Here is a 6291-nt window from a genome sequence, read left to right on the forward strand (position 1 = left end):
GGGTAGCAGCTTGATGATGGGCGCATTGCGAGGTCGCCATTTCCGGCCGTTCGTGGAACACAGCGACGGCACCCAGACGCTGTATTTCTCTGTGTACGACGTCCAGAGCCAGATGCGCACCGACCGTCCGGACGATCTGATGCTGCCCTATACAAGGCTGATGATGGGCTTTCTGCTGTTCGTGCCGTCACCACGACACATTGCCATGGTGGGCCTGGGCGGTGGTTCGATGGCCAAGTTCTGCCACCGCCACCTCCCCGAGGCGCGCATCACCGTGGTGGAAATCAATCCCTACGTTATCGCGCTGCGAGACGATTTTCAAGTGCCCAGGGACAATCATCGCTTTCAGGTCCGGCTGCAGGATGCTGCTGTTTATGTGCGCTCCCACGCGGCCGGCCATGATGTGCTGCTGGTCGATGGATTTACCGGCGCGGGCTTGCCGGCCAATCTCTGCTCCGCCGCGTTTTACCACCGATGCTTCCAGATGCTGGCGCCGGGCGGCACCATGGTTGTCAATCTGCACTCCCACCACGACGAATTCGTACTGCACCTGCTGCGTCTGCGTGACGCTTTCCATGGACAGGTCATGACCGTGATGGACGACGTTTTTGGCAACGTCATCGCTTTTGCCATCAAGGGATTCGCCGCCAGACCTTTGCTCGCCAACCTCAGAACCTGCGCTGAGACCCTTCCGCCGGATGCGTGGCGTCAATTGAAGGCGAGCTTTTCCAGCCTGCGCCGCTCCGGAAGCTGGAGCGGGCAAGGAGGCCCCTGAGCACGGGCGGTCGGCCTCCAGGGTCTACCGCCACAGGCCGCCTGCATGCTCAACGCCAGCGAGTCCACCTCCTGCCGCCCACTTCGCCTTTCAAGTCACACCACCGAAATCCTATGATCTACTGTTCTCCCCTCTTGTTGGCACGCACGGCTCTCGGCCAGCGCGAAGCGGTGGCACATGTGCTGAAGCTTGGCGGCGACGAACGCTCGCTGCTCCTGCAGATCAACGGCCTCACGGCACTCAAACAGATCCAGGACCTCAAGCCGTTGAAGGACGCCACGCAAACCGCTCGTTCTCTGCTGGCGCTCGGCCTGATCGAACACGTCACCACCAGCCTTGGCTGCCGCGCCACGATCGACAAGCCGGTATGTGCCGAACCGCAATCACGGCCTTGAAGTGCAAGAGCTGTGCGGCAGGCCTCGCTACTCCCCGCAGTCTTCTCGGACCGCAAGCCAGGCACGTCCTGCCTGAAGGCCCCACGCCGCCGCTTCGCCGGCCGTATCGAACGTCGGCTCCGACCATTCGAGGGGGTGATCGTCCACGTGTAAACCCGCATGGTAGGTTGCGCAGGCGCGCGCCGCGAAGCGGCCGTCCGGCAGCCGCTGCGCGGCGCCGTTGATTTCCCACTTGCCCTTGGTGAACATGTCTTCTCCTGGTGATTTTTGGCGCGCAGGCTGCGACGCGTGCGCGTCAGGCATGCCAGCGCTTGAACAGGACACTCGCATTGACGCCACCGAAGCCAAACGCATCGGATGATGCATGTTTGATCGGATGCGTGCGCGACCAAAGACGCACAGAATCCAACCCTGCGCTGGCCGGGTCCGGCTCATGCAGATTGAGCGTGGGCGGCGCCACCTGGGAGCGCAGTGCCATGGCCGTGAAGATGGCCCCGAGCAGGTGCCCTGTGGCGGATTTGGTCGCACTGATGGCCGGACCGGAACACGGTGTGTCGCGCTGTGCTGAGCCGCTTCCAAACACGGTACGGAACGCTGCCAGCTTCGCGGCATCGCCCACAGGCGTTGAGGTGGCGTGCGCATTCACATGGCTCTCTTTGGCTGCGCTGACGCCGGCCTGTCGCAGTGCAATTTGCATCGCGCGGACCTCGCCGCGACCATCCGCTGGCCCGGTGGTGATGTGGTGTGCATCCGCACTCGTGCCATAGCCAACCAGGTCGGCCAGCGGCGCGGCGCCACGGTTCAAGGCATGGCTCAATGATTCCAGAACTAGCATGCCGGCGCCCTCTCCCACGACAAAGCCGTCGCGCGCCGCGTCAAAGGGTCGCGACGCCTCCCTTGGACGGTCATTGAAGGCGGTCGACAATGCGCGCGCGGCGGCGAATCCGGCCTGGGTGACCAAATCGATGGCCGCTTCGGTACCGCCGCAAACCGCGACATCTGCCTCGCCGCAACGGATCAGGCGGGCGCCATCCCCCAGGGCCTGGACGCTCGCCGCACATGCGGTGACCGGAGCACCGATGGGCCCCGTGAAGCCATGGCGGATCGAGACGTGGGCGGCCGCCATGTTGACCAAGAACGACGGAATGGTGCAGGGCGACAGGCGTCGGGCGCCGCGTGCATCCGTCGTGCGCACAGCGTTCGCAATCGCCGGAAAGCCCCCGATACCCGAGGCGAGGATGGTCGCGGTTCGTTCGCGTTCAAATTGCAGGCACGGCTGCCAGCCCGCCTGTGCCAGGGCCTCGTCGGCAGCACTCAACGCCAGAGCGACAAAGCGGTCCATCTTTTTCTGGTCTTTGCCCTCGACCACTCGATCCAGATCGAAGCCTGACAAAAGATCTTCTGCCACCGTGGGTACCGGCGCGCCGACCTGCGCGTCCGGTCCTGCGCACACGGTGGAAGCAAGCCGTCGAAGGCCGCTCTGGCCTTTCAGAAGGCGCTCCCACACCGTCGCGACCCCGCAGCCGAGCGGCGTTACGAGGCCCATGCCGGTCACCACCACGCGAACGGTCTCAGCCACGCACGTCCCCTGCAAAAGCAGCCGGCCGCCAACAGCCAGAGACCGCGTCGACCCGCGGTGTTGACAGTGCCGGCGCGCTGCGCCACCGGAGTGGGCTGGCTTGGCAAAGCCGGCTGCAAGAAAAACACGCAATTATCATATTAATATCATGCAATAGTGTTCTTATTATAATGTGCAACATGGTGCATCGGAGGCTCAGATGCTCTGATATGGACCCGAGGTGTGCAATCCCATCACGTGCGCACCGCAATGAAGCCCAAGCCGGACCGGCTGCAATCACAAACCCTTCTCAGTTATGAGCTTTTCCCCGCCTTACTCGCGCATCACCGGCACTGGCAGCTATCTGCCGGCGCGTCACGAACGACGACCTGAAGTCCCAACTCGCGTTGCGCGATATCCAGACATCCAACCAGTGGATCGTTGAGCGCACAGGAATTCACGCGAGGCACTACGCGGCTGTCGGCGTCAACAGCAGTGACCTGGGCTTGTTCGCCGCACGGCAGGCCCTCGATGCAGCATACCGTGGGCCACACGGAGTCGACCTGATCATCGTGGCCACGTCCACGCCCGACATGGTGTTTCCTTCGGTTGCGGCCATCCTGCAGCACAAACTCGGCGCCAACGCTTGTGCCGCGTTTGATGTGCAGGCCGTGTGCAGCGGTTTCATTTACGCAATGAGTGCTGCCGACGCCATGATCCGCGCCGGAGCGGCGCGTTGCGCGCTGGTGATTGGAGCGGAGGTGTTCTCACGGCTGCTGGATTTCTCGGACCGAAGCACCTGCGTCCTCTTTGGGGACGGTGCCGGTGCGGTGGTGCTCGAGAGCAGCCAAGAGCCCGGCTTGCTCGCCAGCGACCTGCATGCCGATGGCAGTCATGTGGACATTCTTTGCGTTCCTGGGAACGTGGCGGGCGGCCAGGTCACGGGTCGGCCGCTGCTGCGGATGGATGGTCAAGCCGTCTTCAAGTTGGCCGTCCGCATGCTCGAGACTGCAGCAAAGTTCGTCTTGTCCAAAGCCGGCAGGACGGTGGCTGACATCGACTGGCTGGTGCCGCATCAGGCCAACATCCGCATCATGGAAGCCACTGCGCGCAAACTCGCCTTACCGCCCGAGCGGCTGATCGTGACGGTGGAAGATCATGGCAACACCTCTGCCGCTTCGATTCCCCTTGCCCTCGACCACGCAGCGCGCCATGGAAAGATGCGCCGGGGCGACACCGTGCTGCTGGAGGCCGTTGGGGGTGGACTCACCTGGGGCGCAGCCGTACTCGTGTTTTGAAGCCTGCAAAGGTTGTCGTCTTACGCCCGCGTCGCAAGGCCTGGAACTCCCGCAATCCGAGACGCATTTTTTGCAGCGTCAGTCGATCTGCGCGCCTGACGCTTTGACGACTTTGGCCCATTTCCTGGACTCGGTGTCGACGAAGCCCGCGAATTCGGGCGGTCCCATGCGAATGTAGCGAAGGCCCTCGCCGCGCATGCGCTGCTGGACCTCGGGCGACCCCAGCCCCCGGTCCACCTCGTCGGAAAGCTTGCGCACGATCGCCGGGGGCGTGCCGGCAGGCGCAAAGAGACCCGTCCAATTGCGCACCTCAAAACCCGGTATGCCGCTTTCTTGCAAGGTCGGCAGATCAGGCAAGGTGGGAGAGCGCACAGCGCCCAAGGTTGCGAGCGCGATCAACTGTCCACTTTTGATGAACGGCAGCGCCGTCTGCAAAGTGGCGAACGACACGTTGATCTGGCCGGAAACCAGATCGTTCATGGCCGGAGCGTTGCCTTTGTAAGGAACGTGGACCATGTCGATGCCAGTCGCCGTCTTGAACAACTCACCCGCCAGGTGACCCGTGGTGCCGGCGCCTCCCGATGCAAAGCTCAGGCGACCCGGTTTCGCCTTGGCCAGGGCGATGAGTTCGCCGACAGAATGAACGCCGACGCCCGGGCTCACCACCAGAACTGTCTCGGCATCGGCAATGAATGCGACAGGCACAAAGTCCTTCAAGGCATCAAAAGGCATCTTACGGTACAGCGCCGCATTGATGGCGTGGGTGCCGATGGTGCCGGTTACTACTGTGTAGCCGTCCGGCGCGCTTTTGGCGACGAGGTCGGCCCCGATATTGCCGCCCGCACCCGGACGGTTGTCCACCAGGGCGGGCTGCCCAAACGTTTTTGCCATGTCCAACGCCATCAGCCGTGACAACTGATCTGCGTAGCCACCCGCCGGGAATGGGACCACGATGCGAATCGGGCGTTGGGGAAAACCGTCGCCCTGCGCGTGTGCCGAGGCTCCCAGTAGCGTGAAGAGCGCGAACGCCATCGTTGTCCAAAGTCGTCCCGCCCGGCTAGCGTAAGGACCTATTTCGTGGTCTTTCGTTGGATTTCAATGCAGGAGAAAGGCCAAAGTTCAAGCCTTTCGGCACGGGACGTGGCCTGCGCCTCGAAAAGAAAATGCAAACTGCCGCGCTGTGGAATCAACGTCCACTACAAGGTCAGTTCCGCCCAGTAAAAGTACTCATTTAATTAACATTATAGTGTAATAATACACACTTAAAAAACGTCTCGATTCGCTACCAATGCATGTCAAATGATGACATCCATCGTGCGCCCCTGGAGGTCTGACTGTATGCGCCACCTGTATTTAAAGGAGACTTTCATGGCCATGGCCATCGAGCTGTTGCAGCGACTGCGCTGCTCGCAGCTGCCGCTGATTGTGGACACCGATACGGAGATATCGCAGTGCCTGCTGCTGCGATCCCAGCGCCTCATCGACGCAGACTTGCCGCCGCTTCGACGAGGACAGGGAAAGAACTCGACCTATGCCGGCCACGCCATCGTGATGCGCATCACCGAGCAGGGCTATACGCGTTTGGATACCGCAATCGACGCCGGCAAGGGCACCATCCGCGGCCATTGACGGTTCGCGCAGTTCAGGGACATACCATGCCGCTCGATCTTCTTTCGCAGCTCGCCGTGAGCGTCCTGCCTGTCACGTTTTCCGATCCGCAGGATATCGCCAAGGCCAGCTTCCTCGTCTCCGGCCAGTTTGTACATGGAAGCTTGCCCAACGAAGTCAATGACGGGGTGGGATGGCATTACGACGGGCACGCGGTAGTGCTACAAATCACGCCCAAAGGGGAACTGGCATCGCGGTCGCGACTGAGGAGGTAGGGCGCCGCCGCTCAGCCGTCGGGCCAGATGGAAGCAGGCAGGCGGCCATGCCTGTGCGCCTGAAAGCCAGCTTCCTGGCTCTGTCGTCAGCGCCCCCACAAGCCGACGCCATCACGCGATGACATCACAGAAAAAGCAGAAATCAATAATGGCTCGAGAGCTTACCGAGCATGAGAGCCGGCCCCATTCGTCTGAACAGATTCCGAATCTTTTTAAGTGGATCCTGCGGGGTCAGGCTGCCTGGGCCGAAGGCCATGGCAGCGAGTCGAAGTACACCACATCGGGTATGCGGGCTTGCAAGCTCGAGTGCGGCCGGCGGGTGTTGTAGAACTCAATGTACCGGCCGATCCCGGTGCGGGCCTGGCCGACGCTCTCGTAGGCG

General features: G+C 62.2%; 8 protein-coding genes and 1 pseudogene. 5 read left to right on the top strand and 4 right to left on the bottom strand.

The features are described 5' to 3' along the window. Nucleotides 1–16 precede the first annotated feature (16 nt). Entirely contained in the window at nt 17–775 is a 759-nt protein-coding gene (locus RCH10_RS24500) for a fused MFS/spermidine synthase (protein WP_409054414.1), read from the top strand. A 134-nt stretch (nt 776–909) separates the two neighbouring features. Further along, nucleotides 910–1170: a hypothetical protein gene (locus tag RCH10_RS24505; RefSeq protein WP_409054415.1), complete on the top strand. Its 261-nt coding sequence runs from the start codon at nt 910–912 to the stop codon at nt 1168–1170. A 27-nt stretch (nt 1171–1197) separates the two neighbouring features. Here RCH10_RS24505 and RCH10_RS24510 read toward each other — a convergent pair whose 3' ends face one another. Both RCH10_RS24510 and RCH10_RS24515 read right to left on the bottom strand, forming a co-directional pair. Further along, nucleotides 1198–1419 (bottom strand): hypothetical protein, encoded by a 222-nt coding sequence (locus RCH10_RS24510; RefSeq protein ID WP_409054416.1) that lies wholly within the window; start codon nt 1417–1419, stop codon nt 1198–1200. A 46-nt stretch (nt 1420–1465) separates the two neighbouring features. Then, nucleotides 1466–2749: a beta-ketoacyl-[acyl-carrier-protein] synthase II gene (locus RCH10_RS24515; protein ID WP_409054417.1), complete on the bottom strand. Its 1284-nt coding sequence runs from the start codon at nt 2747–2749 to the stop codon at nt 1466–1468. A gap of 295 nt (nt 2750–3044) precedes the next feature. Here RCH10_RS24515 and RCH10_RS24520 point away from each other — a divergent pair. Further along, nucleotides 3045–4026 (top strand): annotated as a pseudogene (locus tag RCH10_RS24520) (beta-ketoacyl-ACP synthase III). Nucleotides 4027–4104: 78 nt separating this feature from the next. Here the strand turns inward: RCH10_RS24520 and RCH10_RS24525 are convergent. Continuing rightward, nucleotides 4105–5058: a Bug family tripartite tricarboxylate transporter substrate binding protein gene (locus RCH10_RS24525; protein ID WP_409054418.1), complete on the bottom strand. Its 954-nt coding sequence runs from the start codon at nt 5056–5058 to the stop codon at nt 4105–4107. 336 nt (nt 5059–5394) lie between these two features. On the opposite strand from RCH10_RS24525, the gene RCH10_RS24530 reads away from it, so the two are divergent. Together RCH10_RS24530 and RCH10_RS24535 are read left to right on the top strand one after the other, a co-directional pair. Beyond that, complete coding sequence (locus tag RCH10_RS24530) at nt 5395–5655, top strand: hypothetical protein (protein WP_409054419.1); 261 nt, start codon at nt 5395–5397, stop codon at nt 5653–5655. Between the two features lie 26 nt (nt 5656–5681). After that, the gene (locus tag RCH10_RS24535) at nt 5682–5909 is read left to right on the top strand and encodes a hypothetical protein (RefSeq protein ID WP_409054420.1); all 228 of its coding nucleotides are present in this window, start codon (nt 5682–5684) and stop codon (nt 5907–5909) included. A 231-nt stretch (nt 5910–6140) separates the two neighbouring features. On the opposite strand, the gene RCH10_RS24540 is transcribed toward RCH10_RS24535, so the two are convergent. Beyond that, nucleotides 6141–6291, bottom strand: a 151-nt coding sequence (locus RCH10_RS24540; RefSeq protein WP_409054423.1) for an integrase core domain-containing protein, incomplete at its 5' end; no start/stop codon positions are given.

It is taken from the genome of Variovorax sp. GrIS 2.14, from assembly GCF_046115955.1.
Classification (GTDB): domain Bacteria; phylum Pseudomonadota; class Gammaproteobacteria; order Burkholderiales; family Burkholderiaceae_C; genus Variovorax.

Bases quoted from the DNA above. Each gene is read 5' to 3' on its own strand.
- RCH10_RS24500 (WP_409054414.1), top strand. From the start codon at position 17: ATGGGCGCATTGCGAGGTCGCCATTTCCGGCCGTTCGTGGAACACAGC.
- RCH10_RS24510 (WP_409054416.1), bottom strand. From the start codon at position 1,419: ATGTTCACCAAGGGCAAGTGGGAAATCAACGGCGCCGCGCAGCGGCTG.
- RCH10_RS24525 (WP_409054418.1), bottom strand. From the start codon at position 5,058: ATGGCGTTCGCGCTCTTCACGCTACTGGGAGCCTCGGCACACGCGCAG.
- RCH10_RS24530 (WP_409054419.1), top strand. From the start codon at position 5,395: ATGGCCATGGCCATCGAGCTGTTGCAGCGACTGCGCTGCTCGCAGCTG.
- RCH10_RS24535 (WP_409054420.1), top strand. From the start codon at position 5,682: ATGCCGCTCGATCTTCTTTCGCAGCTCGCCGTGAGCGTCCTGCCTGTC.